Annotated in this window: 25 protein-coding genes and 1 tRNA gene; 10 read left to right on the top strand and 16 right to left on the bottom strand. The window is 71.8% G+C overall.

All coding sequences use genetic code 11. The features are described from left to right. The 8 genes from IH00_RS0125945 to IH00_RS0125910 all read right to left on the bottom strand — a co-directional run. Positions 1 to 846 (bottom strand): SURF1 family protein (locus IH00_RS0125945; RefSeq protein WP_078887961.1); only part of this gene is annotated, 846 nt, incomplete at its 3' end. Between the two features lie 22 nt (positions 847 to 868). Further along, the gene (locus IH00_RS0125940) at positions 869 to 2728 is read right to left on the bottom strand and encodes a S9 family peptidase (RefSeq protein WP_052411644.1); all 1860 of its coding nucleotides are present in this window, start codon (positions 2726 to 2728) and stop codon (positions 869 to 871) included. A gap of 132 nt (positions 2729 to 2860) precedes the next feature. Further along, complete coding sequence (locus IH00_RS0125935) at positions 2861 to 3364, bottom strand: DUF7144 family membrane protein (RefSeq protein ID WP_052411631.1); 504 nt, start codon at positions 3362 to 3364, stop codon at positions 2861 to 2863. Positions 3365 to 3601: 237 nt separating this feature from the next. Next, positions 3602 to 4432 (bottom strand): pectate lyase, encoded by an 831-nt coding sequence (locus tag IH00_RS0125930; protein ID WP_031077625.1) that lies wholly within the window; start codon positions 4430 to 4432, stop codon positions 3602 to 3604. Positions 4433 to 4509: 77 nt separating this feature from the next. Further along, entirely contained in the window at positions 4510 to 5367 is an 858-nt protein-coding gene (locus IH00_RS0125925; RefSeq protein WP_031077623.1) for a hypothetical protein, read from the bottom strand. Continuing rightward, on the bottom strand, positions 5364 to 5930 hold the full coding sequence (locus tag IH00_RS0125920) for a SigE family RNA polymerase sigma factor (protein ID WP_031077621.1): 567 nt from the start codon (positions 5928 to 5930) through the stop codon (positions 5364 to 5366). The genes IH00_RS0125925 and IH00_RS0125920 overlap by 4 nt, the downstream gene beginning before the upstream one ends. Positions 5931 to 6398: 468 nt before the next feature. Beyond that, a tRNA-Pro gene (locus IH00_RS0125915) sits at positions 6399 to 6472 on the bottom strand. 115 nt (positions 6473 to 6587) lie between these two features. Then, a complete protein-coding gene (locus IH00_RS0125910; protein ID WP_031077619.1) occupies positions 6588 to 7535 on the bottom strand; it encodes a metallophosphoesterase in 948 nt (315 codons plus the stop codon). A 79-nt stretch (positions 7536 to 7614) separates the two neighbouring features. Here IH00_RS0125910 and IH00_RS0125905 point away from each other — a divergent pair, with 79 nt between their 5' ends. Then, complete coding sequence (locus tag IH00_RS0125905; protein WP_031077617.1) at positions 7615 to 8079, top strand: GatB/YqeY domain-containing protein; 465 nt, start codon at positions 7615 to 7617, stop codon at positions 8077 to 8079. 277 nt (positions 8080 to 8356) lie between these two features. Here the strand turns inward: IH00_RS0125905 and IH00_RS0125900 are convergent, their stop codons facing one another. Beyond that, positions 8357 to 10609 carry a transglycosylase domain-containing protein gene (locus IH00_RS0125900; protein WP_031077615.1) on the bottom strand — a complete coding sequence of 751 codons (2253 nt, stop codon included), beginning with the start codon at positions 10607 to 10609 and terminating at the stop codon, positions 8357 to 8359. 417 nt (positions 10610 to 11026) lie between these two features. Between IH00_RS0125900 and IH00_RS0125895 the strand changes: the two genes are divergently transcribed. Further along, positions 11027 to 11371, top strand: a complete 345-nt coding sequence (locus tag IH00_RS0125895) for a WhiB family transcriptional regulator (RefSeq protein ID WP_031077612.1) — start codon at positions 11027 to 11029, stop codon at positions 11369 to 11371. Positions 11372 to 11632: 261 nt separating this feature from the next. Here the strand turns inward: IH00_RS0125895 and IH00_RS0125890 are convergent, their stop codons facing one another. Further along, complete coding sequence (locus IH00_RS0125890; protein WP_031077611.1) at positions 11633 to 13099, bottom strand: ATPase BagB; 1467 nt, start codon at positions 13097 to 13099, stop codon at positions 11633 to 11635. Continuing rightward, positions 13096 to 14061, bottom strand: a complete 966-nt coding sequence (locus tag IH00_RS0125885) for an ATPase BagA (protein WP_031077608.1) — start codon at positions 14059 to 14061, stop codon at positions 13096 to 13098. The genes IH00_RS0125890 and IH00_RS0125885 overlap by 4 nt, the downstream gene beginning before the upstream one ends. Before the next feature lie 87 nt (positions 14062 to 14148). Here IH00_RS0125885 and IH00_RS42055 point away from each other — a divergent pair, with 87 nt between their 5' ends. The 5 genes from IH00_RS42055 (at position 14149) to IH00_RS0125860 (ending at position 17935) form a co-directional block, all read left to right on the top strand. After that, on the top strand, positions 14149 to 14307 hold the full coding sequence (locus tag IH00_RS42055) for a Sp36 family protein (protein ID WP_003991873.1): 159 nt from the start codon (positions 14149 to 14151) through the stop codon (positions 14305 to 14307). Continuing rightward, complete coding sequence (locus tag IH00_RS0125875; RefSeq protein ID WP_031077607.1) at positions 14304 to 14774, top strand: RidA family protein; 471 nt, start codon at positions 14304 to 14306, stop codon at positions 14772 to 14774. Before IH00_RS42055 ends, IH00_RS0125875 begins: the two co-directional genes overlap by 4 nt. Positions 14775 to 15069: 295 nt before the next feature. Further along, positions 15070 to 15960, top strand: a complete 891-nt coding sequence (locus IH00_RS0125870; RefSeq protein ID WP_031077605.1) for an NUDIX hydrolase — start codon at positions 15070 to 15072, stop codon at positions 15958 to 15960. Further along, on the top strand, positions 15957 to 16787 hold the full coding sequence (locus IH00_RS0125865; RefSeq protein WP_031077603.1) for an MBL fold metallo-hydrolase: 831 nt from the start codon (positions 15957 to 15959) through the stop codon (positions 16785 to 16787). Before IH00_RS0125870 ends, IH00_RS0125865 begins: the two co-directional genes overlap by 4 nt. 263 nt (positions 16788 to 17050) lie before the next feature. Further along, positions 17051 to 17935, top strand: a complete 885-nt coding sequence (locus IH00_RS0125860) for a prohibitin family protein (protein ID WP_031077601.1) — start codon at positions 17051 to 17053, stop codon at positions 17933 to 17935. Positions 17936 to 18124: 189 nt separating this feature from the next. Here IH00_RS0125860 and IH00_RS0125855 read toward each other — a convergent pair whose 3' ends face one another. Continuing rightward, the gene (locus tag IH00_RS0125855) at positions 18125 to 18799 is read right to left on the bottom strand and encodes a Crp/Fnr family transcriptional regulator (protein WP_031077600.1); all 675 of its coding nucleotides are present in this window, start codon (positions 18797 to 18799) and stop codon (positions 18125 to 18127) included. Between the two features lie 634 nt (positions 18800 to 19433). Here IH00_RS0125855 and nth point away from each other — a divergent pair. The 3 genes from nth (at position 19434) to IH00_RS0125835 (ending at position 22296) form a co-directional block, all read left to right on the top strand. Beyond that, positions 19434 to 20246 (top strand): endonuclease III, encoded by an 813-nt coding sequence (gene nth, locus IH00_RS0125845; protein WP_031077596.1) that lies wholly within the window; start codon positions 19434 to 19436, stop codon positions 20244 to 20246. Positions 20247 to 20319: 73 nt separating this feature from the next. Further along, positions 20320 to 21030 (top strand): NUDIX hydrolase, encoded by a 711-nt coding sequence (locus IH00_RS0125840; protein ID WP_052411630.1) that lies wholly within the window; start codon positions 20320 to 20322, stop codon positions 21028 to 21030. A 66-nt stretch (positions 21031 to 21096) separates the two neighbouring features. Continuing rightward, entirely contained in the window at positions 21097 to 22296 is a 1200-nt protein-coding gene (locus IH00_RS0125835; protein WP_031077594.1) for a MarP family serine protease, read from the top strand. Positions 22297 to 22309: 13 nt separating this feature from the next. Here the strand turns inward: IH00_RS0125835 and IH00_RS44270 are convergent, their stop codons facing one another. From IH00_RS44270 to nhaA, 4 genes are all read right to left on the bottom strand, one after another. Then, on the bottom strand, positions 22310 to 22495 hold the full coding sequence (locus IH00_RS44270) for a hypothetical protein (protein WP_078887959.1): 186 nt from the start codon (positions 22493 to 22495) through the stop codon (positions 22310 to 22312). A gap of 215 nt (positions 22496 to 22710) precedes the next feature. Further along, complete coding sequence (locus IH00_RS0125830) at positions 22711 to 23646, bottom strand: alpha/beta fold hydrolase (protein ID WP_031077592.1); 936 nt, start codon at positions 23644 to 23646, stop codon at positions 22711 to 22713. After that, on the bottom strand, positions 23643 to 24149 hold the full coding sequence (locus tag IH00_RS0125825; RefSeq protein ID WP_039947411.1) for a phage holin family protein: 507 nt from the start codon (positions 24147 to 24149) through the stop codon (positions 23643 to 23645). Before IH00_RS0125825 ends, IH00_RS0125830 begins: the two co-directional genes overlap by 4 nt. Positions 24150 to 24188: 39 nt before the next feature. Further along, entirely contained in the window at positions 24189 to 25688 is a 1500-nt protein-coding gene (gene nhaA, locus IH00_RS0125820) for a Na+/H+ antiporter NhaA (protein ID WP_078887958.1), read from the bottom strand. Between the last annotated feature and the right edge of the window lie 140 nt (positions 25689 to 25828).

Here is a 25828-nt window from a genome sequence, read left to right as displayed (position 1 = left end):
GGGCTGTGAGGGCTGGGCGGCCGCTGACGGCTCCTGGGTGTCCGGCGCCCGGGACGGCTGCCGGGCGCCCGCGGCCGGGGACGGCTCCGGTGCCAGGCCGAGGGCCGCGTCGCGGGCCGCCTCCGCCTCGCGGCGGAACAGCCGGAACCACATGAAGAGCACGAAACCCACGAAGGCGAACCACTCACCCGTGTAGCCGAGGTTCTGGAAGGCCTTCAGGTCCAGCCCCGTCCCCTCCGCCGCTGCCGCCGGCACCGGGGTGAGACCCGACGGGGCGTCCGTCAGTGTGACCCACGCGTCGTACACGTCGCCCGGAACCAGGTTCACCAGCGACGCCGCGCTGATCATGCCGACCTGGCCCTCGGGCAGGCCACCCGCCGCGTGCACGCCCTTGGTACCGGAGTTCTCCGACGCCTGGAGAGCGCCGGTCACGGTGACCTCACCCGCCGGCGGCAGCGGTGGCCGGCCGCCCTCCGGTAGCCAGCCGCGCACCACCGGAAGCGCCTTTCCGCCGTCGGTGCGCAGCAACGTCAGCACGTACGAGCCGGTCCGGCCGTCCAGCTCGCGCCCCGGCACCAGGAACTGCTCGCCGTACCGCCCGCTCGCGGTGGCGTGGCGGCCCGAGGTCTCCTTGGTGACCGGCAGCAGCTCGTCCAGCGGCGCCGCCTTCGTACCGCCCGCACCCGCGTCCGGGCCGGGCCGCCGGGCCTCCGCCTCCTGGTGCGAGTCGACACGGTCCTCGAACCGGCCCAGCTGCCACGTCCCCATGAAGATGCAGAACGGGATCGCCAGCAGCACGAAGATGTTGATCCCCCACCAGCGGGGCGTCGTCAGGAACCGGTACACCCCTCCACGGTACGGAACCCGCTCACCCCCCGTCCGTCCGGGTCCCCGGCTGCCGTGTCGCGCCGGGCCCGCCCTCCAGGTGCCGGGCCGCGAAGGCCAGCTCCAGCCGCACCTGCTTGATCCGCTCCTCCACCACCAGGGAGCCGTGCCCCGCGTCGTACCGGTACACCTCGTGCACCGCGCCGCGGGCCGCGAGCCGGTCGACGTAGTTGTCGATCTGCCGGATCGGGCAGCGCGGGTCGTTGACGCCCGCCGAGATGTAGACCGGCGCCCGCACCTCGTCCACGTACGTCAGGGGCGACGACACCTGGTACCGCTCCGGCACCTCCTCCGGGGACCCGCCGAACAGCGTGCGGTCCAGTGCCTTCAGCGCCTCCATCTCGTCGTGGTACGCCGTGACGTAGTCCGCCACCGGGACGGCGGCCAGCCCCAGCGCCCACGCCTCCGGCTGCGTACCGAGCCCGAGGAGGGTCAGGTACCCGCCCCACGAGCCGCCCGCCAGCACGAGCTTCGACGGATCGGCGAGCCCGGACGCCACCGCCCACTCCCGTACCGCCGCGATGTCCTCCAGCTCGATCAGACCGATCCGGTGCTTGAGCGCGTCCGTCCACTCCCGGCCGTACCCGGTCGAGCCCCGGTAGTTGACCCGCACCACCGCATACCCGTGGTCCACCCAGGCCGCGGGCGCCGCCGCGAACGCGTCGCTGTCGTGCCACGCGGGACCACCGTGGATCTCGAACAGCGTCGGCAGTGGGCCGCTCGCGCCGGCCGGCCGTTGCACGAGCGCATGGATGCGCCCGCCGGGCCCCTCCACCCACACGTCCTCCACGGCCACCGAGCCGGGCGCCTTCATCCCCGGGGGATCGAGCACCACCCCGCCCGCCGTCGACCGCACCACCGGGGGGTGCGCCGCGGAGGACCACAGGTACTCCACCGTCCCGTCCGGCCGAGCCGTCGCACCGGACACCGACCCGGCGGGCGTCTCCACCCGCACCAGCTCGCGCGTGCCGATCTCGTACCGCCACAGCTCGCTGCGCGCCTCGAAGCTGTGCACGATCAGCAGCCCCGACCCGTCGGGGTACCACTCGGCCGACACGTCACCGGGCAGGTCGAGGCCCAGGTCCGTCTCCACCCCCGAGGCGACGTCCCACAGCATCGGCTCCCACCGCCCGCGCCGCTGGTGCCCCACGAGCAGCCGGGTGTCCCCGTCCACCGGCGCGAAGCCGAGCACCGCGAGTCCCAGCTCCTCCGTGCCGCCCTTGGTGTCGTCGAGCTCCGCCACCGTCCCGCCGTCCGGCCGGACCACGCGCAGTGCCGAGTGCATCGCGTCACCGTGCTCGGTGTGCTCGACGGCGATCAGGGTCCCGTCGCGCGACAGGTCGCCCACCCCGGCCGACTCGCGGTGCCGGTATATCTCGACGGGCGCCAGTCCCGGCCGTACGACGTGGATCGTCGAGCCGTCCTCGTCGGTGGAGCGCCCGACCACCGCGGTGCCGTCCCGGCCGATCGCCAGGCCGGCGGGGTAGGACGCCTCCAGTCCCGGCGCGGCCGGCTCGTCCTCGCCGCCCCCGAACGGCTGCCGCATCCAGACGCCGAACTCGTCGCCGTCCGTGTCCGAGAACCACCAGATCCACTCGCCGTCCGGCGACAGCACCCCGTCGGTGGTCCCGTTCGGCCGGTCCGTGACCTGCCGCTGCCGGCCGGTCGCCCGGTCCCAGGCGTACAGCTCGTACGTCCCGGTCGCGTTGGACACGAACAGCGACCGCCCCGGCGCGTCCTCCGCCCAGTCGGGCAGCGAGACGCGCGGCGCCCGGAAGCGCTTCTCCCAGTCGGGCATGTCCGGCGTGGCCAGTGCATCTGTCGGTTCAGTCATGGACCCCATGATGCGCTGCCGGACCGACAACCCGCTCCGCCGGTCCTCAACCTGTGGATAACTCCGCCGCAGGCCGTCCCGAGCACCTGTCTCGGCGTGCCGCGGGCCTCGGGTGCCACGGACCTCGGGCGCCGGGGGCCTTCAGCGTGCCGCGGGCGGCGAGTCCTCCGTGCACAGCGCCCAGATGACGAAGAGCCCGATCGCGATCGAGATCACCGCCCAGACCGGCTGGTACGGCAGCCAGATGAAGTTCGCGATCACGGCGAGGGCGGCCAGCGCCACACCGACCGCTTTGGCCCAGTCCGCCCCGCTGATGATGCCCGCGCCGATGAGCGCCACCAGGAGGCCGAGCACCAGGTGGATCCAGCCCCACGTGCTCACGCTGAACTCGAAGACGTACTCGCCGATCTCCCCGTACACGTCGTCCTCGGCGATGCCCGCGATGCCCTGCAGCATTCCGAGCACGCCTTCCACCAGCAGCAGTACCCCGGCGAGCATCGTCCCCGCCGACGCCCAGCCGTTGCGGCGCGGTGCCGGGGCGGTGGAGCGCGGGGGAGCGGTGTGGTGGGCGTAGGCGTGGTGTTCCGTACCGTGTTCCGTACCGCCGGTGGCGTGGCCGCCGCCGGCGTCGGCCGGATGGCTCATGGCCGCCCCTCTCTGTCCGGTGGGTGCGGTGGCTCTCCGAGCCTGCGCCGCCCCGCGCGGCGCGGCGACCGGGCGCGACCGTCCGGGTGACGGGTGACGGGTGACGGGTGTGACGGTCCAGGCGACGGTGCCGACGTACGTCGGTCAGTGGTACGTCAGGCAGTGGTACGGCTCAGTCGTACGACCGGGCCGTACGACCGGGCCGTACGCCCCGGTCGTACGGTTCAGTGGTACGGCTCAGTTGTACGTGATGTCCGACGCCGCGAAGCGGCACGCGGTGCCGTCGGGGCCGCTGCCCAGCTGGGTCGGCTCCTTGCCGGTGTTGTTGCCCTTGAAGCGCACGCAGGTCTTGATCTTCTTCTTCGCGTCGCCGTGGATCCGGATCTTCGACAGCGTCGCCGTGTCGCCGTAGTTCTGGTTGACGCCGACGATCGAGTTGCCCGGCGCGGTCACGTCGATGTCGCTCAGCACGATCGTGCGCTTGTGCTGCGTCTTGCAGTTGCCGCACGAGCGGACGAGCTTGCCGAAGCCCTCGACCTGGAAGCCGGTCACGGTGAGCTTGCCGGCCCCGTTGAACTGGAGGACCTTGTCGTCGGCCTTCCTCGCCCCGCCGCCGATGACCTTGTACGTCGCGGAAGCCGACTTGCCCTTGAAGGTGGCGGCGTCCTCGCCGACGTCCAGCCACCACACGTTCTGCAGCGTGCAGCTGCCCTTGCAGTGGACGCCGTCGGCGGCGGGCGTGCCGATGACGACGTTCTTCAGGACTGCGCCGTCGGCCAGCTCGAAGAGGGGGGACTGGCCCTCGTCCTGGCCGCTGCCGCCCAGGACGCCGGTGCCGTAGAACTTCTTCATCCCGCCGTCGTACTCACCGGAGACCGGGATGGTCTTCGGCACCGGCTTGCTGCCAGTGTCCGAGGGCCAGGACGCGGCGGCCCCGGCGGGGGACAGCATGGTCGTGGTGACGATCGCCGCACCGGTCAGCCCGAGGGCGGCGGCTCCGCTGATCACCGCCCGGCGCGTGGTGACCCGGCGACGGTGGCGGACGCGCTGTTCAGCTCGTGCAGTCATGCCCATTCCTTGCGTGGGGGAAGATCTTGCGCCTTCCGGTCGCCACGGGCGGGGAAAAGGTTGCCGCGTTCCTGGAATCAGTCGTCGTGCCGGGCGAAGTCGCCCGACACGGCGAGCTGTTCGCTCCGGGTCCGGGCGGTGGCCGCGTAGCGGTCCTCCCGGGCGTCCCGGCCGCCGCGGGCGTGGTTGTACTGCCCGGCGAACACCCACTGGCCGGCCGGGACCGTACGGCCCTGCTTGAGCACCCAGGTGTGGACGAGGTAGCCGTCCTTCTCGGTGATCGTCAGTGTGAAGTCGGCCTCGGGCAGCGACCGCCAGGCACCGGTGGAGGTGACCCCGCCGGTCTGGGCGATCCGCAATTCGACGGTCAGCGCGGTCAGTTCCTCGCGGGTCTTGAGGGTGACGTTGCTCTGCGCCCAGAAGTCGTTGCTGTGCGGGTCCACGGAGCCGTCCGACCAGAGTGGCCCGTCCTGCTCACCGGCGGCGGGCGCGCCGGTATCGGGCGTACGCGACGGGGAGGCGCTCGGCTCGCGGGGCGCGCGGGAGGTGCTCGGCACGGGGTCCGCGGGCGCCGGATCCACGGGCGTCGGGTCCACCGGCGAGGGCGCCCGGCGCGTCGCTTCCGCCGACGGGGTGGGCGTGGAGGTGGTGGGCGTCGGCGGGACCGCGACCGTCTGCTGCGGAGGCTCGTCGTTCACCACGGAGGCCACGCCGTAGCCGCCGGCGGCGAGGATCCCCGCGACCGCCGCGGTGACGCCCACCGCGCGCACCCAGCCGAAGCGGGGCGGACGGGCCGCACGGGAGCGGGGCCGGTCCTCCTGCGCCATGCCGCGTTCGAGCCGTGCCAGGATCCGGGCGCGGTCGGGCCGGTGCGCCCCGGCCGCCTCGTGCAGCCGGGCGCGCAGCTCGTCGTGCACGTCCCGCCGCATGGTCATCGGTCCCTTCCTCCGGCAGTCCCGGTTCGCGCCATCGCTGCGTGCACCTTACGCGGAGCGTCCTGCGTGCCGAGCAGCCGCTGCAGCTCGGCCATCCCCTTCGACGTCTGGCTCTTCACCGTACCGACCGACACGCCCAGGGCCAGCGCGGTGTCCTTCTCGGACAGGTCGAACGCATGACGCAGCACGACACACGCCCGCTTGCGGAACGGCAGCCTGCGCAGCGCCCCTTGTACGTCCACCACCCCGGCCACGTCCGGGTTCTCGGCCTTCTCCTCACCATGCGCCCAGAACAGGGCGATCCGCCGCCGCTCGCGCACCGCGCTGCGTATCCGCGTCCGGGCCAGATTGGCGACCACGCCCCGCGCGTACGCCACCGGGTGCTCGCTCGCCCGCACCCGGTCCCAGCGGTGCCACAGCGCGAGCAGCGCATCCGCGGCCAGATCGTCGGCGGCATCCGCCTCGCCGGTCAACAGATGTGCGAGCCGGGCCAGTTCGGCGTAGTGCCGCTCGAAGAAGGCATGGAACTCCACGGAGGCGGCGTCGTCGACGACTGTGCCCACGGGCGATGTCTCCTCGCAGCGACCTCGGGGCGCCCGGAATCGGGCGCCTGTGCGTGTCATGTGTGCGACATATGAATGTCCGGACGAGATCCGGAAGACTAGCAGTGAGCAACCGCTTGGTCTGCATCGGCCGTACCCGATGGCCCTTCGGGGCACGGCGGATGCGTCCGGTCATCCGTACCGGCGCGGTGGCCACGGACGGCATCTTCGGCACGTGCCCGCACAGCCCGTCAGTGCCAGGCCGCACGTGCCCGTGGGGAGATCAGAAGACAGCCGGCGGTGTACGTCGCCGTGGAGGTGCTGGGGGTGGTCGTCGGCCGCCGGGCTGTCCACCACGCGGGCGCCATCGCTGCTGTGGGTGTGATCGCCGTCGCCCGGATCGGGAGCAGGTGTCACGCAGTTCGCCACGCAAACGAATCAGGGCCGGCTTCCCATGAAGGAAACCAGCCCTGACCTGGTACTTCTCTGTCGGGGTGGCGGGATTTGAACCCACGACCTCTTCGTCCCGAACGAAGCGCGCTGCCAAGCTGCGCTACACCCCGATGTCGTCCGGTGTCCCGGCGACGTCGTTTACTTTAGCCCACCCGCGGCCGGAGACGAAATCCGGTTTTCGCGGGGCGGCAGGCGGGGGCCGTCCGAGCGGGAGGCGGGCTCCGGCTACCGGCGGTCGTCGCGGGCGGTGAGGGTGAGGAGCGTGGCCTCCGGGGGGCAGGCGAAGCGGACCGGGGTGTAGCGGTTGGTGCCGCAGCCCGCCGAGACGTGGAGGTAGGCCGTGTTCCCCCCGGCGCGGTGCGTGGAGAGGCCCTTCACGCGGTCCGTGTCCAGGTCGCAGTTGGTGACCAGCGCCCCGTAGAACGGGATGCAGAGCTGGCCGCCGTGCGTGTGGCCGGCCAGGATCAGGGGGTAGCCGTCGGTCGTGAAGGCGTCCAGGGAGCGCAGGTACGGGGCGTGGACGACGGCCACCGACAGGTCGGCGTCCGCCTCCGGGCCGCCCGCGACCTGCTCGTAGCGGTCGCGCTTGATGTGCGGGTCGTCCAGGCCGGTGAAGGCCAGGTCCAGACCGTCGAGCTTGAGGCGGCCGCGGGTGTTGGTCAGGTTCACCCAGCCCGCCGCGTCGAAGGCGTCGCGCAGCTCCTCCCACGGGTTGTGCACGGCCCCGACGGCCGGCGCGTTGCCGTTGAGGCCGTGGCGTCCCTGGGCCTTCTCGATCAGGTAGCGGGCGGGGTTGCGCAGCTTCGGGCCGTAGTAGTCGTTGGAGCCGAAGACGTACACCCCCGGAAACTCCATGAGCGGGCCGAGCGCGTCCAGGACCTCCGGCACGCCGTCCGGGTCGGAGAGGTTGTCGCCCGTGTTCACGACGAAGTCGGGACGCAGTCCCGCCAGCGACTGGAGCCACGTCCGCTTCTTGCGCTGGCCGCCGACCATGTGGATGTCCGACACCTGGAGGACCCGCAGGTCGCGCATGCCCGGCGGCAGCACGGGGACGGTGATCCGGCGGAGCCGGAACGAGCGGACCTCGAAGCCGGCGGCGTAGACCAGGCCGGCCGCGCCGACCGCTGCGATTCCTGCGGTGACTTTCAGGGGGACTCCGTATCGCGCGCGCATGGGCTCATCGTTCCAGAACGGCCACGGCAGCGGGAAATGCGCGGGCGTGCAGGTCACCGCACCTGACACACTGGTTCGCATGACCACGCTCAAGTCCAAGCTGCAGGATGACCTCAACGCCGCGATCAAGGAGCGCGACGAGCTGCGCTCCTCCACTCTCCGGCTGACCCTCGCCGCGATCACCAAGGAGGAGGTCGCGGGCAAGGAGAAGCGCGAGCTTTCCGACGACGAGGTGCAGAAGGTGATCGCCAAGGAGGCGAAGAAGCGCCGCGAGGCGGCCGAGGCCTTCGCGCAGGGCGGCCGCTCCGAGCAGGCCGAGCGTGAGAAGGCGGAGGGCGTGATCCTCGACGCCTACCTCCCGCAGCAGCTGAGCGACGACGAGCTCCGCTCGATCGTGACCCAGGCCGTCGAGGAGGCCAAGGCGGCCGGCGCGGAGGGTCCGCGGGCGATGGGAGCCGTCATGAAGATCGTCAACCCGAAGGTGGCCGGCCGCGCCGAGGGCGGCCGCGTCGCCGCCACGGTCAAGCAGCTCCTCGCCGGCTGAGCCAGGGCCGGGGCGGCACAGCCCCGCCGCTGCTCCCCCTCACGGGCTGAGCCCGGGCCGGCGCTGGCGCCGGGGCAGCACGGCCCCGCCGCCGCTCCCCCCGGCTGATGCCGCGGGCCGCGTCGCGTTCGTACCGGGTGCTGCCCGGGTCGTCCGCCGCGCGCCCGGCGTGTGCTCGGCCCGCGCCGCGGCCGCCCAGAGGGTCACGCCCCGCGTACACGAAAGGGCGCCCACCGTTCCCACGGTGGGCGCCCCTCGCATGTGCCTCTCGCGCGCGTCAGCCGCCCCAGTCCCAGCCGCCGTTCCCGCCGCCGTTGTTGCCCTGGCCCCGCTGGTTGCCGCCGCCGATCATGTCCGGCGGGAAGGAGATCCCGGGCCACGGCTGGTCGCCGCCGCCCGTGGTTCCGCCGCCGTTGCCGCCGGGCTTGCCGCCGTCACCGGGCTTGCCCTTGTCGTCGCCCTTCGGCGCGTCCGGGATGTGGACATCGACGAAGGGGAGCGGCTCGTGGCCCTCCAGCGCGCCCGTCATCGCGTCCTTCCAGATCGGGCCGGGGACCTTACCGCCGAAGACCTTGTCGTGGTACTGGCCGCCGATGGTGATGTACTGCATCTCCACCTGCTGGCTCGCACTGCCGACCCACACCGCGCCGCTCAGGTTCGGCGTGTACCCGACGAACCAGGCGTTCCTGCGGCCGTCCGTCGTACCCGTCTTGCCCGCGTTGTCGCGGTCGCTCAGGCCGGCCGCCTGGCCCGTACCGGAGTCGATGACGCCGCCCAGCAGGCTGTTGATGGTGTCGGCGGTCCGCTCCGTCATGGCCTTGCTGCACTGGCTCTTCGGCACCGGCAGGCTCTTGCCGTCCGCGGTTTGGATCGACTCGATGGCGACCGGCGTGCAGTACGTGCCGCGGTTGGCGAAGGCCGCGTACGCCGTCGCCATGGTCAGCGGCGAGATACCCGTCGAACCGAGGGTCAGCGGCGACGGCTCCTCGGGCAGCTTCGACCCGTTGCCCTGCACCACACCCAGCTTGTCGGTCATCTCGACGACCGGGCACAGACCGATGTCCTCGATCATCTGGACGAAGTAGGTGTTGACGGACATCGCCATCGCGTCCTTGAGGGCGTACGGGCCGACCTCGGACTCGTTCTCGTTCTCCAGGCGCTGGCCGCCGGCGTTCCGCCACGACTTGCCGTCGCACTGGGAGATGGAGCTCGGGTACGGCATCTCGTACGGCGCCGAGTACATCTGTGTCGGCGGCCTGCCCTGCTCCAGGGCCGCCGCCGCGACGAACGGCTTGAACGTCGAACCGACCGGGAAGCCGAAGTTCGAGCCGCCCATCCGCTTGTTGACCGAGTAGTTGATCTGCGTCTCGTTCTTGCCGAAGCCGTACGGCTTGGACTGGCCCATCGCGACGATCTTGCCGGTGCCGGGCTGGACCATCGTCACGGCCGTCGCGACCTTGTCGCTCTGGTAGACGTGGTCCTTTATCGACTCCTGCGTCGACTTCTGGGCCTGCGGGTCCAGCGTCGTCCGGATCGTGAGGCCGCCGCGGTTCCAGACCTTGTTGCGCTCCTCCCGGTTCTTGCCGAAGACCGGGTCGGAGAGGAAGACCTCGCGGACGTAGTCGCAGAAGAAGCCCGCGCCGTCGATGGCGGTGATGCAGCCGTTCTTCGGCTTGCTCACCTTCAGCTTGATCGGGCTGGCCTTCGCCCGGTCCGCCTCCGCCTGGCTGATGTCGCCCACGGCCGCCATGCGCTGCAGGACGATGTTGCGGCGCTTGGTCGCCTCCTCGACGTCGTTGACCGGGTCGTACCGGCTCGGCGACTGGACGAGGCCGGCCAGCATCGCCGACTCCTCCAGGGTCAGGTCCTTGGCCGGCTTGGAGAAGTAGCGCTTGGAGGCGGCCTCGATGCCGTACGCCTGCTGCCCGAAGAACGTGATGTTGAGGTAGTTCTCGAGGATCTTCTTCTTCCCGAGCTCCTCCTCGACCTGGATCGCGTACTTCAGCTCCTGGATCTTGCGGCCGAGCGTCTGCTGCGTGGCCTGCGCGACCTTGTCGGGGTCGTCGCCGGCCTCCTCCACGAAGACGTTCTTCACGTACTGCTGGGTCAGGGTCGACGCACCCTGCGCCACGCCGCCCGACTGGGCGTTGCGGTTGAGCGCGCGCAGGACGCCCTTGAGGTCGATCGCCCCGTGCTCGTAGAAGCGCGAGTCCTCGATCGCGACGATCGCCTTCTGCATGTACGGGGAGATGTCCTTGAGGTCCACGACGGTGCGGTCGCGCGAGTAGACCGTCGCGATCTGCCCGCCCTTCGCGTCGAGGATCGTGGTGCGCTGGCTCAGCGGCGGACGCTTGAGATTGGCCGGAATCTCGTCGAATCCCTGGACCGTTCCCTTCGCCGCGAGTCCCAGCGCGCCGACGGCGGGCAGTGCGATGCCCGCCAGTACGGCTCCGGAGAGCACGCTGACACCGAGGAACTTGGCGGCCTGCTGGGTCCCGGTCAGACCACCGCCGGAGCGCTTCTTTGGCATGGCAGCAGCCTACGTTCTCATTCGCCGGACACGCGTATATCCCTTGGCCTAAGCTGGTCACAACTGTCACAGCAGTTGCGGTCCTGTAACGAGACCCTGGTCAGGACCGCTGTGTCAGCTCTCCCCACAGCACCACTCGACGTCGCCACCGAGCGATGTCCGTTTCCGCCTCATGCGTCGCCGGATGCCCGTTGTCGATCATGGGACATGTCGTGTTGTAGGGGATGAGGCAGGTATGTCCTTGGGTCACTCCCCTGGGTGATCTGCCGCGTACGCATAGTCCGTTCGGGCCATTCAAGATTGGGCCCGAAGGGGGTGTTGCGCTGTGCCCACCTTCCGTAACGTCCTCAACTGGCAGCGGTGAATATGCCGCTACCGCCGTGGGGGAGCCTCGATTCGGGAGAGGACGGCGCCGGTATGGGCTGGGTAGCTGACTGGAGTGCGCAGGCGGCCTGCCGCACTACCGATCCGGATGAACTGTTCGTGCAGGGAGCGGCGCAGAACAGGGCCAAGGCGGTGTGCACCGGGTGTCCGGTGCGGACCGAGTGCCTGGCCGATGCGCTGGACAATCGCGTCGAGTTCGGCGTGTGGGGCGGGATGACGGAGCGCGAGCGGCGAGCACTGCTGCGTCGGCGGCCGACCGTCACCTCGTGGCGCCGGCTCCTGGAGACCGCGCGCACGGAGTACGAGCGCAGCGCGGGCATCCTGCCCGTCGCGCTGGACGACGACGAGACGTACGAGTCGTACGCGGCAGTGGGCTAGGGCGCGGGGGCCCGGCGCCGTTCGAGGACCCGCGCCGGAGCGCCACGCACGCCTTCCACCTGCGCGTATCCGGGTTCCCCCGGGCGCCCTCCCTCGTTGCGCCGGTGCCTTGCGCGCCCATGGTGCGCCGTACCCACGGTGCGTCGCCGGTCGCCGCGCCGCGCGTGTTGCGACCCGTGTGGCATGTCGCATATGTCGCGTTTCGCCGCTTTGTTCGCGTGTCCTGCTCGACGGCGGCGGGCACGCCTTGCCGTTACGCCGTCACACGCGCGTGCCGCGCGGCGGCACGGCCACGGCCGACGAGCCGCCGGTCGCCAGCCGCTCGCCGATGGCCCGCAACGCCGCCAGGTCGTGCACGTCCCCGGGCAGGGCGGCCACTTCGGCCACCGCCACCTCGGGGTGCAGCGCGGCGAAACGATCCCGCGTGCGCCGCTCACGGGCGAGCACCTGCATCCGCTCGGCGTGCAGCCGCAGCAGACCCGCTGTCAGCTGTGCGACAGCGGGCGGTACCGCGGACGCCTCGGCGACCGGCGTACTGGACGCGCCCGAGGCACCGGACGCGCCGGAAGCTCCGGACGTACCGGGTGACGCCGCCGTCGTGGGCGCGGCGGCCTCAAGTGCTGCGGCCTCAAGTGCTGTGGTCTCGGGCGCGCTTGCTTCGGACGCTGCGGTGCCGTGCGGGCGCGACGCGGGGGTGGGACGTATGACAGCTGGTGCGGAGGGGGGCTCGGGAGAGGCGGCCTCGGGGCCGCCACGAACACCAGTCTTCCCGTCGTCCTGATCCACAATGCGGCCCTCGTCAAGATTTTCGGCGGCGGCCAGCGCACGCGCCGCCGACAGCCGGGCGGCGCCGCTGCCGTGCACCCGGTTGAGGACCAGCCCGGCCAGCGGCATCTGCTCCGCCGCCAGCCGCTCCACGAAGTACGCCGCCTCGCGCAGCGCGTCCCGCTCCGGCGCGGCCACCACCAGGAACGCCGTGCCCGGCGCCTGGAGCAGCCGGTACGTGGCGTCCGCGCGCGTACGGAATCCGCCGAACATCGTGTCCATCGCCGCGACGAACGTCTGCACGTCCCGCAGCAGTTGGCCGCCCAGCAGCTTGCCCAGGGTTCCCGTCATCATCGACATGCCGACGTTCAGGAACTTCATCCCGGCCCGGCCGCCCATCTTCGCCGGGGTCATCAGCAGTTTGATGAACTTCCCGTCCAGGAAGGAGCCGAGCCGCTTCGGAGCGTCCAGGAAGTCCAGCGCGGAGCGGGACGGCGGCGTGTCGACCACGATCAGGTCCCACTCGTCGCGCGCCCGCAGCTGCCCCAGCTTCTCCATCGCCATGTACTCCTGCGTGCCCGCGAAACCGGCCGACAGGGACTGGTAGAAGGGGTTGCCCAGAATGGCGCGGGCCCGCTCCGGGTCGGCGTGCGCCTCGACGATGTCGTCGAAGGTGCGCTTCATGTCGAGCATCATCGCGTGCAGCTCGCCGTCGCCCGCGATGCCGTCGACCCGGCGCGGGACGTTGTCCAGCCGGTCGATGCCCATCGACTGGGCGAGCCGGCGGGCCGGGTCGATGGTCAGCACGACCACCTTGCGGCCGCGCTCCGCCGCCCGTACGCCCAGGGCCGCGGCGGTCGTCGTCTTGCCGACCCCGCCCGCACCGCAGCACACGATGATGCGGGTCGCCGGGTCGTCGAGGAGCGGATCGACCTCGAGGGCGGGGGCCGTGTCCAGGGTCATGCCGTCACCCCAAGCTGCTCGCGTAGTTCCTTGGCCAGCCGGTAGAGCCCGGCCAGATCGACGCCGTCCCCCAGGAACGGCAGTTCGTACGTGGGCACCTGGAGTTTCGCCAGCAGCTCCCGCTGCTCGCGCTCCAGCTGCACCCGCTGCGCGTGCTCGGCGGCCTCCTCCAGCAACGGCGTGAGCAGCCGGGCCGAACCGGCCACCCCGGCTGCGGCGAGCGCCTTGGCGATGTCCTTGCGGTGGCCGTCGGAGGCGGCCCGTACCGCGTCCTCGTCCAGGACGTGCGGGCGGACCATGTTCACGATGACGTTGCCCACCGGGAGGTCGGCGGAACGCAGCTCCGCGACGCCGTCCGCGGTCTCCTGGACCGGCATCTCCTCCAGCAGCGTCACCAGGTGAACCGCTGTCTCCGGAGACTTCAGCACCCGCATGACGGCCTGCGCCTGATTGTGTATCGGGCCGATGCGCGCGAGCCCCGCCACCTCGTCGTTGACGTTGAGGAAGCGGGTGATGCGACCGGTGGGCGGGGCGTCCATGACGACGTAGTCGTAGACGAAACCGGCCTGCTTCTCCCGGCGTCGTACCGCTTCGCAGGCCTTGCCCGTCAGCAGCACGTCCCGGACGCCCGGCGCGATGGTGGTCGCGAAGTCTATGGCGCCGAGTTTCTTCAGCGCCCGCCCCGCCGAGCCGAGTTTGTAGAACATCTGGAGGTAGTCGAGGAGCGCGCGCTCGGCGTCGATGGCCAGCGCGTACACCTCCCCGCCGCCCGGCGCGACGGCGATCTTGCGCTCCTCGTACGGGAGCGCCTCCGTTTCGAAGAGTTGCGCGATGCCCTGTCTGCCTTCGACCTCCACGAGGAGTGTCCGCTTGCCCTCGGTCGCGAGGGCGAGCGCGAGGGCGGCGGCGACCGTCGTCTTACCGGTACCGCCCTTGCCGCTGACGACCTGGAGCCTGCTCACGCCTTCGAGCCTAACCAGTGCCCGCGCGCGTCAAGCAGGAGGCTGCCCTTGGCGGTGCTGTCGGCGGCAGCGGCTACAGTCGGCACCATGACCAAGTGGGAATACGCGACCGTGCCCCTTCTCGTGCACGCGACCAAGCAGATCCTGGACACCTGGGGCGAGGACGGCTGGGAGCTCGTCCAGGTCGTGCCGGGGCCGAACAACCCCGAGCAGCTCGTGGCGTACCTGAAGCGGGAGAAGCAGTGACCGGCCGTGTCGAGGCCGTGCTCGCGGAGCTCGGCCTGACGCTGCCGCAGGTCGTGCCCCCGCTGGCCGCGTACCAGCCGGCGGTCCGCTCCGGGGTGTACGTGTACACGGCCGGCCAGCTGCCGATGGTGGAGGGCAAGCTTCCGGTCACCGGCAAGGTGGGCGGCGAGGTCACGCCGGAGGAGGCCAAGGAGCTCGCGCGGATCTGCGCGCTGAACGCGCTGGCCGCCGTGAAGTCGGTCGCGGGCGACCTGGACCGCATCGCGCGGATCGTGAAGGTCGTCGGGTTCGTCGCCTCGGCTCCCGACTTCACGGGTCAGCCGGCCGTCCTCAACGGTGCGAGCGAGCTGCTGGGCGAGGTCCTCGGTGACAAGGGCGTGCACGCGCGCAGCGCGGTGGGCGTCGCGGTGCTGCCTCTGGACGCGCCGGTCGAGGTCGAGATCCAGGTGGAACTGGTCCAGGACTGACCTGACGTGACCGGTCTCGTCCTGGCCGGATCGGTATCGGTGCTGTCCTGACCGGTCCTGTCCCGGCCCGGTCCTCCTGACCGGTTCTGGCCTGACCGGTTCTGCCCTGGCCGGATCGTTCCGGGCGGGTTCGTCCCGGCCCGGTCCTCCTGGCCGGTTCTGGCCCGGCCGGATCGTCCTGACCGGAACGACCTGGCGGCTCCGCTCCGCGCGAGCCCGGCGCGTGCTCCGTGGAGCCGTTGCCGTATCCACCTTTCCTCTCGAACATCGGGCCGGATGCGCATAGCATCCGGCCATGTCCAATGGTCAGTGGTACCCGCCGGAGTGGCCCGCCCGCATCCGCGCGCTCGCCGACGGCACCCTCGCGGCCGTGACGCCCAAGCGGGCGGCGACCGTGCTCCTCCTGCGGGACGGCGCCGACGGTGGCGGCCCCGAGGTCCACATGCTGCGCCGGCGCGCCTCCATGGCCTTCGCCGGAGGCGCGTACGCCTACCCGGGCGGCGGCGTGGACCCGCGGGACGAGCACCCGGTGCGGTGGGCGGGACCGTCCCCCGAGGCATGGGCGGACCGGCTCGGGGTCGCGGACCCGGCAGGAGCGCAGGCCATCGTCTGCGCGGCGGTGCGCGAGACCTACGAGGAGGCGGGCGTCCTGCTCGCCGGGCCGACCGCCGGCTCCGTCGTCGCCGACACCACGGGCGAGGACTGGGAGGCGGACCGGGCGGCCCTGGTGGCGCGCGAGCTGGCGTTCGCCGACTTCCTGGACCGGCGCGGGCTGGTGCTGCGCTCGGACCTGCTGGGGGCGTGGGCGCGCTGGATCACCCCGGAGTTCGAGCCGCGCCGCTACGACACCTGGTTCTTCGTGGCCGCGCTGCCACAGGGCCAGCAGACCTACAACGCCTCCACCGAGGCCGACCGTACGGTGTGGATCCGTCCCGCCGACGCGGCGGCCGGATACGACCGCGGCGAGCTGCTGATGATGCCGCCGACCATCGCCACGCTGCGCTCCCTGGAGCCGTACGGGACGCCCGTCGCAGCCCTGGACGCGGCGCGGCACCAGGACCTCACCCCCGTGCTGGCGCAGGCCCGCCTGGAGGGCGACGAGGTGGTCCTGAGCTGGCCGGGTCACGAGGAGTTCACCAAGCACGTACCGAAGACGGACGCACCCATAGGGGGGTCTTCCGCATGACCGACGCCGCCGCGCTTCCCGGGCAGCCGCGGGGGGCCGTGGTCTCCGGCCCCGCGACCGCCCGCGCCGTCAACGTCCTCGCGCCGAACCCGTCCGCCATGACCCTCGACGGCACGAACACCTGGCTGCTGTCCGAGCCCGGCTCCGCGGCCGCGGTGGTCGTCGACCCGGGCCCGCTCGACGAGGGACACCTCTCCCGGGTCGTCGAGACCGCCGAGCGGATGGGCAAGCGCGTGGCGCTGACGCTGCTCACCCACGGCCACCCGGACCACGCGGAGGGCGCCGTGCGGTTCGCCGAGCTGACGGGCGCGCCGGTGCGCGCGCTGGACCCGGCGCTGCGGCTCGGTGACGAGGGCCTCGGGCCGGGCGAGGTGGTCGAGGTCGGGGGCCTGGAGCTGCGTGTCGTACCGACGCCCGGGCACACCGCCGACTCGCTCAGCTTCCACCTGCCGGCGGACCGCGCGGTCCTCACGGGCGACACGGTCCTCGGGCGCGGTACGACGATGGTGGCCCATCCGGACGGGCGGCTGGGCGACTACCTGGACTCGCTGCGCCGACTGCGTTCGCTGACGGTCGACGACGGCGTGCACACCGTCCTGCCGGGGCACGGGCCGGTCCTGGAGGACGCGCAGGGGGCCGTCGAGTACTACCTGGCCCACCGCGCGAGCCGCCTCGCCCAGGTGGAGACCGCCGTCGAGAACGGCTACCGGACGGCGCCCGAGGTCGTGGCCCACGTGTACGCGGACGTGGACCGGTCGCTGTGGCCGGCGGCGGAACTGTCGGTGCGGGCGCAGATGGAGTACCTGGGCGAGCACGGCCTGATCTGAGCGGTCCGTTCCCCACCCGGTCCGTTCCCCACCCGGTCTGTTCCGAGCGCGTCCGCCGAGCCCGGTCTGTTCCGAGCACGGTCCGTTCGCGCCCGGCTCCGTCCGGGCGCGGCGGTCCCCTCCCGGTGTGAGGGCGGGGCCGGGTCCGGCATGCCGTGATCCGGGCCCGGTGAACCCCGTCCGGGAACCGCGGGCCCATGCTTTACGCTCCGCTTACTTAGCTCATTGTTGCGCTTCTGCGCTTCGTTCTGGGGGGAATGCCTGTGTTCGTCCTGTCCATCCTGTTGCTCATCGCGGCGGCGGTGCTGTTCTTCGTCGGCCGCAGCACCGACCGGCGCGGCCTCACGCTCGGTTCGGCCGGGGCGCTGCTCGCGGGGCTGTTCGCCGCGGTGGCGAGCTGCCTGCACGTCATCAGCGCGTACGAGGTCGGCGTGCCGGTCACCTTCGGCAAGGTCGGCTCGCCCATGACGTCCGGCATGAACTTCACCTCGCCGTTCACGAACGTCACCACCTTCTCGACCCGCCCGGTCGACCTGAACCTGTCCGACAAGGACGTGGTCGAGGTCCGCTCGTCCCAGGGCGGCGTGATGTACGCGGAAGTGACGGTCAAGTGGGCCGTCACGCCCGCCAAGGCCGTGGAGCTGTACAAGCTCGCCGGCAGCGAGGAGGCGATCCAGCAGCGGCTGGTCTTCCCGGACAGCAGGGAGATCATCCGTAACGTCTTCGCGCGTCACACGAGCGAGGAGGGGTACGCCTCGGCCCGCGAGAAGATCAACACGGAGATCGGCGACCTGATCAAGGAGCGCCTCGCGCCCCGCGGCATCGACGTGACCACGGTGAACCTGCGGAACGTGAAGCCGTCGGACCAGCTCCAGAGCCAGATCGACCGCAAGATCCAGCAGCAGCAGGCGACGGAGCGGGCGACCGAGGCGGCGCGTACGGCCAAGGCGGAGTCCGAGCGGCGCAGGATCGAGGCGGAGGGCATCGCCCGCGCGAACAAGATCCTCAGTGACTCGCTGACGGACAAGGTCCTGATGAACCAGTGCATCGACGCCTTCAAGGAGGCGGCCGCCAAGCAGCCCGTCTACGCGGTCCCGTGCGGCGGCGGCAGCGGGAACCCGCTGATCGTGGACGGCACGAAGAACTGACGTAGGCCGTGGCCGGCCGTGGCCGGCCGTCAGGGGGCCGCTGCGGCCGTACGGCCGGCCGCTCCGGCCGACACGGCTGACGCGCGGCGCCGACGCCGAAAGGGCCGCCCCGGGAACTCCGGGGCGGCCCTTTCCTGTGGCGTCGAACCGGCGCGGTCGCCCGACCGGCGCGGGATCCGCCGACGGTGACTAGCGCGAGCGCTTCGCGAGCCGCTCGACGTCGAGCAGGATCACGGCACGCGCCTCCAGGCGCAGCCACCCGCGGCCCGCGAAGTCGGCGAGCGCCTTGTTGACCGTCTCGCGGGAGGCGCCGACGAGCTGTGCCAGCTCCTCCTGGGTGAGGTCGTGCACGACGTGGATGCCCTCCTCGGACTGCACGCCGAAGCGGCGCGACAGGTCCAGGAGCGCGCGGGCGACGCGGCCCGGCACGTCGGAGAAGACCAGGTCGGACATCTGGTCGTTGGTCTTGCGCAGGCGCCGGGCGACGGCGCGCAGCAGGGCGCTGGCGACCTCGGGGCGCGCGTTGAGCCAGGGCTGCAGGTCGTTGTGGCCGAGGCCCAGCAGCTTGACCTCGGTCAGCGCGGTCGCGGTGGCCGTGCGCGGACCCGGGTCGAAGAGGGACAGCTCGCCGATCAGCTCACCGGGGCCCAGGACGGCGAGCATGTTCTCGCGGCCGTCGGGAGAGGTGCGGTGGAGCTTCACCTTTCCCTCGGTGACCACGTAGAGCCGATCGCCCGGGTCGCCTTCGTGGAAGAGCGCGTCGCCACGGGCGAGCGTCACTTCACTCATCGAGGCGCGGAGCTCCGCGGCCTGCTCGTCATCGAGCGCCGCGAAGAGCGGGGCGCGCCGCAGAACGTCGTCCACGAGTTCTCTCCTATGTCGACCTGCTCAGGGAGTCTGGTCCCATGATGCCGGACGGTAAAACAGTGCGATCAATCACAACAAGTTTGACGCACTGGTACGCGTGTCCGTACGGCAGGGCCCCGATTGGGTCGTGATCGCTCGTGCCCGGGGCAGATGTCGGTGCGGGCGCTTAGGCTGGCCGGGTGTCCAATTGCCGGTGAGAGCGCAGGCCAAGGGGGCCGGGAGAGTGTCCGGGGAACAGAATTCCGCTGTGGGCGAACAGGTGTCGCCTTCGTCCGTACAACCGACAAAAACCGCGAAGCGGACCGCGTCGCGCCCGCGTCGCTCCTCGGCCGAGCCCGCACCCGCAAGCGCGACCGCGAAGGCGGCCCAGCCCCCCAAGGCGGCCAAGCCCGCGAAGACCGCCAAGCCCGCGAAGGCGGCGAAGGCGGCGAAGCCGCCCAAGGCGGCGGAGCCCGCGAAGACCGCCGCGCCCGCGAAGACCGCCAAGCCCGCGAAGACCGCCAAGCCCGCGAAGACCGCCAAGCCCGCGAAGACCGCCAAGCCCGCGAAGAGCGCGAAGGCTGACAAGACCACCAGGACCGCCCAGGCAGCCCAGCGCGCGAAGCCCGCGAAGGCGGCCGGGGCCGCCGAGGTGACGCCCGCCGCCGGGCCCGCGCGCCGGCCGGGCAAGCCGGAGTCGCGGCTCGCCATGGTGCGCAGGGCGCGGCGGATCAACCGGGAGCTCGCCGAGGTGTATCCGTACGCCCATCCCGAGCTCGACTTCCGCAACCCGTTCGAGCTGCTCGTGGCGACCGTCCTGTCCGCCCAGACGACCGACCTGCGGGTCAACCAGACGACCCCCGCGCTCTTCGCCAAGTACCCGACCCCCGAGGACATGGCCGCCGCCGTGCCCGAGGAGCTGGAGGAGCTGATCCGGCCCACCGGGTTCTTCCGGGCGAAGGCGCGGTCCCTGCTGGGCCTGTCCAAGGCGCTGCGGGACGACTTCGGCGGCGAGGTCCCCGGCCGCCTGCAGGACCTGGTCACGCTCCCCGGCGTCGGCCGCAAGACGGCCAACGTCGTCCTCGGCAACGCCTTCGGCGTTCCGGGCATCACCGTCGACACCCACTTCGGCCGCCTCGTGCGCCGCTGGAAGTGGACCGGGCAGGAGGACCCGGAGCGGGTCGAGGAGGAGATCTGCTCGATCTTCCCGAAGTCCGAGTGGACCATGCTCTCGCACCGCGTGATCTTCCATGGCCGCCGTATCTGCCACTCCCGCAAGCCCGCCTGCGGCGCCTGCCCGATCGCGCCCCTGTGCCCGTCGTACGGCGAGGGCGAGACGGACCCCGAGAAGGCCGCGAAGCTCCTGAAGTACGAGAAGGGCGGCCTGCCGGGCCAGCGCCTGGCACCGCCGCCGGACTACCCGGGCCGGCCGGCGCCCCCGCTCGGCGCCGGTGACGAGGAGTGACATCACTCGAAGGCATGAGGAAGCGGCGGAACGAACCAGTGACCGGAACGCGTTGGGAAAGCCGGGGGTGCCTATGACGCGCGCCAGACAGGATGCCGGACACCCGGCGCGGACGCGGACGGCCGTGGCCGTCACCGACGAAGGGCTGCCCGACTGGCTGCTGCCCGTCGCCCGCGCGGCGCGCACCATCGCGCCCGAGCAGCTCAGCCGTTTTCTGCCGCCCGAGACCGGTGGCCGCCAGGCCGCCGTGCTCATCCTCTTCGGCGAGGGTGAGCGCGGCCCCGAGCTGCTCCTCATGGAGCGCGCCGGCAGCCTGCGTTCCCACGCCGGCCAGCTCTCCTTCCCCGGGGGCGCGCTCGACCCGGAGGACGGCGACCCGGACACCACCGGGCCGCTGCACGCCGCGCTGCGCGAGGCCGAGGAGGAGACGGGCCTCGACCCCGCCGGCGTACAGATCTTCGGCGTGCTGCCGCGCCTCTACATCCCGGTGAGCGGGTTCATCGTCACACCGGTCCTCGCCTGGTGGCGCTCCCCGAGCCCCTTCCGCGCCGTCGACCCCGCCGAGACCGCCCGGGTCTTCACCGCCCCCGTGGCGGATCTCACGGATCCGGCCAACCGGGCGACGACCGTCCACCCGAGTGGCCACCGCGGCCCGGCATTCCTGGTCGAATCCGCACTTGTGTGGGGTTTCACGGCCGGTCTGATCGACCGCATCCTGCACTTCGCCGGGTGGGAACGTCCGTGGGACCGGGCGAAGCAGGTCCCGCTCGACTGGCGTGCATGACAGGCTGAAGGCCCTGTTCCGAGGCCGGTCGGGGTGACCGGAGACGAATCTGCGAGGCTAATGACGGTGAACGTGCTGGACATCCTGTTGCTGGTCGCCGCCGTGTGGTTCGCGATCGTCGGCTACCGCCAAGGCTTCGTCGTCGGAATCCTGTCGGTGATCGGCTTCCTCGGCGGCGGCCTCGTCGCGGTCTACCTCCTGCCCCTCGTATGGGGGCCGCTGACCGACGACGCGAAGGTCTCCACGGCCGCCGCGATCGGCGCCGTCGTGGTCGTCATCGTCTGCGCCTCGGTGGGGCAGGCCTTCACCACCCACCTGGGGAACAGGCTGCGCCGGTACATCACCTGGTCGCCCGCCCGTGCCCTGGACGCCACCGGCGGCGCACTGGTCAACGTGGTCGCGATGCTGCTGGTCGCCTGGCTGATCGGCTCCGCCCTCGCCGGTACGTCCCTGCCGACGCTCGGCAAGGAGGTCCGCAACTCCAAGGTGCTGCTCGGTGTCTCCCGCGTGATGCCCGCCGAGGCGTCCACCTGGTTCGCCGACTTCTCCTCCGTCCTGGCGCAGAACGGATTCCCGCAGGTCTTCAGCCCGTTCGCCAACGAGCCCATCACCGAGGTCCGCCCGCCCGACCCGGCGCTCGCCAACAGCCCGGTGGCCGCCCGCGCCCAGAAGTCCATCGTCAAGGTCGTCGGTACGGCGCAGGGCTGCGGCAAGGTGCTGGAAGGGACCGGCTTCGTCTTCTCGGAGCGCCGCGTGATGACCAACGCCCACGTCGTGGGCGGTGTCGACGAGCCGACCGTCCAGATAGGCGGTCAGGGCAAGCTGTACGACGCGAAGGTCGTCCTGTACGACTGGCAGCGCGACATCGCCGTGCTGGACGTACCCGACCTGAAGGCGACGCCGCTGCAGTTCACCGACACGGACGCTGCCAGCGGGGACAGCGCCATCGTCGCGGGGTTCCCGGAGAACGGCGCGTACGACGTCCGCTCGGCGCGCGTGCGCGGGCGCATCAACGCCGAGGGGCCGGACATCTACCACCACGGCGAGGTGCGCCGCGACGTGTACTCGCTCTTCGCGACCGTCCGCCAGGGCAACTCCGGCGGTCCGCTCCTCACCCCGGAGGGGAAGGTCTACGGCGTCATCTTCGCGAGGTCGCTGGACGACGTGAACACCGGGTACGCCCTGACGGTCGACGAGATCCGCGAGGACATCGCGCGCGGCCGCACTGCGAACCAGCAGGTCGACAGCCAGAGCTGCGCGCTGTGAGCCGCCGGGGCGGTCAGTCGCGGGTGTGACGAAGCCGCGCCGAGACCCAGCGGGCCCGTCGGCGCAGGATGCGAGGGATCCCCAGGCGCGGATCCGGCCCCTGACCGCCCTGTGGCCCGTTCCTCTGGGGGTTCGGCGCGGGGGCCGAGGCGGAGCGGCGGTTGCGTGCTGCGTCAGCGTAGTCGTGCGTCCAGCCCATACCCCGACGTCTGCCCGGGCCCCAAGGTCGGTAACCGCCCCGCGGGCGGCCAATTGGCCTATGCGGGCGGCATTTGGCTGTTCATGAGACAACCGTTCAACCCGAATTACGGTGTTCTGTGCCAGGCGGCAACCCGCCGCCGGCCAGGCGCCGTTCGCCCGGCACCGGTGGTCACCGGCCCATCAGCGACCCGTCAGCGGGCCGTCAACGGTCGGTCACCGGTCCGGCTCGGGGTCCTTGAGCCAGTTGACGAGTTCGGCCGAGAACGCCACCGGGTCCTCCTCGTGCGGGAAGTGCCCGAGCCCGTCGAACAGCCGCCAGCGGTACGGCGCTTCGACGTACTCGCCCGACCCCGCCGCGCTGCGCGTACGCATGGCCGGGTCCAGGGAGCCGTGCAGGTGCAGCGTCGGCACCCGCACCGGCCGCTTCATGCGCCGGTTGAACTGGAGGCCGTCCGGCCGCGCCATCGACCGCACCATCCACCGGTACGGCTCGATCGAGCAGTGCGCCGTCGAGGGAATGGTCATCGCCCGGCGGTAGACACCGACGGCTTCCTCGTCCGGCCCGGTCGCCCCCGGCCCCGACCAGTCCCGGATCAGCCGACCCACCAACGCGGCGTCATCGGCCACCAGCTGACGCTCCGGCAGCCATGGACGCTGGAAGCCCCACACGTACGAACCGGCGCGCGTCTGCGCGAAGTCGGAGAGCATCGCCGAACGCCACCTGCGCGGATGCGGCATCGACGAGACCACCAGCCGGCGCACCAGCTTCGGCCGCATCACCGCGGCCGTCCACGCCAGGTATCCGCCCAGGTCGTGCCCGACGAGCGCCGCGTCCGGCTCGCCCAGCGACCGCACCACGCCCGTGATGTCGAGGGCCAGGTTCGCCGGGTCGTAACCACGCGGCGTACGGTCGCTGCCACCCACGCCCCGCAGGTCCATCGCGACCGCCCGGAAGCCGGCGTCGGCGAGCGCGGTCAGCTGGTGGCGCCACGTCCACCAGAACTGCGGGAAGCCGTGCAGCAGCAACACCAGCGGCCCGTCACCCAGCTCCGCGATGTGGAAGCGGGCCCCATTGGCGGCGACGTCCCTGTGTGTCCAGGGCCCATCGATCCGTACGGGACTGCCAGTGCTGCTTTCAGGGACCGTCATGCAGACGAGCGTGCCACACCCTCGGCCTCGCCTTTGACCGGAAGGGCGGGACGAACCGGACCACCCGCCGCCTCGGGACGCGGGTGGGGCTTGGCGTTGCCGAGCACCGCGGCCGTCCGCTTCGCCGAGGCGATGGACCGCTCCGGCGGCTTGACCTTCTTGAACTTGCTCACCGCCAGCAGGGCCAGCAGCCCCGCCAGCACCAGGTACGCGCTGCCCACGATCAGGAACGACCACGCCAGGCCGAGCCCCAGGTTGTGGATGCCGTACGCCGCGGCGAAGCTGAGCACCGGCAGCGAGAAGAGCGCGAACACCCCCGCGATGCTGAAGACGGCGCCGCCCATGGCGCCGCGCTTGACGTCCTGGCGCAGTTCGGCCTTGGCCAGCGCGATCTCGTCGTGCACCAGCGCGGACAGCTCGGTGGTCGCCGAGGCGACCAGCTGGCCGAGGCTGCGGTCCGTGCCAGCTGCGCCGAATGCACCGTTGCCGGCGGGGTCGCTCATCGTGTCGCTCCCTCATCTCTCCTACGGTCCGACCTCAGATCATGCCGGACCGTCGCCGTCACCGCGCGGTGCCCCCGCCACTTCGGCCGCGCCTGCGCCGTCCGCGCCCGCTTCCGGTCCGCTCCCCGCTGCGCCCTCCGGTCCGTTCTCCGCTCCGCCGGCCGGGCCGAGCTCGGCGGCCCGGCGCCGGTGCTCGGCGGCCTTCCGCTCGTGCAGCTCCGCCATCCGCAGGTGGTACGCGGGGTCCTCGTCCTCGTAGATGTCGGGGACACCGCTGTGGTCCTCGTCCCGCTCCTCCTCCGCGAGCAGCGCCTGGTACTTGCGGACTCGCAGCTTCAGCAGGACCGAAGCGAGTACGGCGGCGATCAGCGAGCCCATCAAAACCGCCGCCTTGACCTCGTCGGTCTGCTCAGGGTCCCCGGCGAAGGCGAGCTCGCCGATCAGCAGCGAGACGGTGAAGCCGATGCCGGCGAGTGCGGCGACGGCGAAGAGGTCGGCCCATTCCAGGTCCTCGTTCAGTTCCGCCCGGGTGAAGCGCGCCGTCAGCCACGTACCGCCGAAGATGCCGACGGCCTTGCCGACCACCAGACCGAGCACCACGCCGAGGGTCACGGGCCGGCTGAAGACATGGCCCAGCGCCTCGCCGGAGACCGACACGCCCGCCGAGAACAGCGCGAACAGCGGCACGGCCAGGCCCGCCGACAGCGGCCGCACCAGGCGCTCGATGCGCTCGCCGGGGGAGTGCGCCTCGCCCTCGTGGCGGACGCAGCGCAGCATCAGGCCCATGGCGACGCCGGCGATGGTGGCGTGGACGCCGCTGTTGTACATCAGGCCCCAGATGACCAGCGCCAGCGGCACGTACACGTACCAGCCGCGCACCTCCTTGCGCAGCAGCAGCCAGAAGACGGCCAGCGCGGCGACGGCGCCGCCGAGCGCCGCGAAGTTCAGGTCGCTCGTGAAGAAGATCGCGATGATCAGGATCGCGAAGAGGTCGTCGACGACGGCCAGGGTGAGCAGGAAGGCCCGGAGCGCGGACGGCAGCGAGGTGCCGATGACGGCGAGCACGGCGAGTGCGAAGGCGATGTCCGTGGCGGTGGGCACGGCCCAGCCGTCCAGGGAGCCGCCGCCGGCGGTGTTGACCACGACGTAGACGAGAGCGGGCGCGGCCATGCCGCAGAGCGCGGCGACCACCGGCAGGGCGGCGGCCCTGGGATCGCGCAGCTCGCCCGCCACCAGCTCACGCTTCAGTTCGACGCCGGCGACGAAGAAGAAGACCGCGAGCAGGCCGTCGGCGGCCCAGTGCTGGACGGAGAGGTTCAGGCCGAGCGCCGACGGGCCCAGATGGTAGTCCCGTACGGTCTCGTAGCCGGCGCTGAGGGGGGTGTTCGCCCAGACGAGGGCGGCGACGGCGGCCAGCAGGAGCAGGACACCGCCGACCGTCTCGGTCCGCAGCGCCTCCGCGAGGAACGTCCGCTCGGGAAAGGGCAGCCGGCCGAGGAACTTCCGTGCGGCGGACTGGTCGTGCTGGGGCGCGGCCACGGGCGGGACCTCCAGGGCGGTTCAGAGGGCAGGACGATGTACCTGCCGACCAGACTTCCCGGCGCACCTTGAGTTCTTGTCGCTTTGTTGATGTTTCTCCACCCTACCCGGCATACGGTGAGGGCACCCGGCGCGCTGGT

It is taken from the genome of Streptomyces sp. NRRL S-118, from assembly GCF_000716335.1.
In the GTDB taxonomy this organism is placed as follows: Bacteria; Actinomycetota; Actinomycetes; order Streptomycetales; family Streptomycetaceae; genus Streptomyces.
The sequence above is the reverse complement of the archived record's forward strand: the minus strand, read 5'-3'. Positions and strand labels throughout refer to the sequence as shown.

Coding starts and splice junctions, on each gene's coding strand:
- IH00_RS0125930 (WP_031077625.1), bottom strand. CDS start 4,432: ATGACTGCACGAGCTGAACAGCGCGTCCGCCACCGTCGCCGGGTCACC.
- IH00_RS0125870 (WP_031077605.1), top strand. CDS start 15,070: ATGTCCAATGGTCAGTGGTACCCGCCGGAGTGGCCCGCCCGCATCCGC.
- IH00_RS0125940 (WP_052411644.1), bottom strand. CDS start 2,728: ATGGGGTCCATGACTGAACCGACAGATGCACTGGCCACGCCGGACATG.
- IH00_RS42055 (WP_003991873.1), top strand. CDS start 14,149: ATGACCAAGTGGGAATACGCGACCGTGCCCCTTCTCGTGCACGCGACC.
- IH00_RS0125905 (WP_031077617.1), top strand. CDS start 7,615: ATGACCACGCTCAAGTCCAAGCTGCAGGATGACCTCAACGCCGCGATC.
- IH00_RS0125840 (WP_052411630.1), top strand. CDS start 20,320: ATGACGCGCGCCAGACAGGATGCCGGACACCCGGCGCGGACGCGGACG.
- IH00_RS0125895 (WP_031077612.1), top strand. CDS start 11,027: ATGGGCTGGGTAGCTGACTGGAGTGCGCAGGCGGCCTGCCGCACTACC.
- IH00_RS44270 (WP_078887959.1), bottom strand. CDS start 22,495: ATGGGCTGGACGCACGACTACGCTGACGCAGCACGCAACCGCCGCTCC.
- IH00_RS0125830 (WP_031077592.1), bottom strand. CDS start 23,646: ATGACGGTCCCTGAAAGCAGCACTGGCAGTCCCGTACGGATCGATGGG.
- IH00_RS0125865 (WP_031077603.1), top strand. CDS start 15,957: ATGACCGACGCCGCCGCGCTTCCCGGGCAGCCGCGGGGGGCCGTGGTC.
- IH00_RS0125890 (WP_031077611.1), bottom strand. CDS start 13,099: ATGACCCTGGACACGGCCCCCGCCCTCGAGGTCGATCCGCTCCTCGAC.
- IH00_RS0125935 (WP_052411631.1), bottom strand. CDS start 3,364: ATGAGCCATCCGGCCGACGCCGGCGGCGGCCACGCCACCGGCGGTACG.
- IH00_RS0125910 (WP_031077619.1), bottom strand. CDS start 7,535: ATGCGCGCGCGATACGGAGTCCCCCTGAAAGTCACCGCAGGAATCGCA.
- IH00_RS0125900 (WP_031077615.1), bottom strand. CDS start 10,609: ATGCCAAAGAAGCGCTCCGGCGGTGGTCTGACCGGGACCCAGCAGGCC.
- IH00_RS0125825 (WP_039947411.1), bottom strand. CDS start 24,149: ATGAGCGACCCCGCCGGCAACGGTGCATTCGGCGCAGCTGGCACGGAC.
- IH00_RS0125925 (WP_031077623.1), bottom strand. CDS start 5,367: ATGACCATGCGGCGGGACGTGCACGACGAGCTGCGCGCCCGGCTGCAC.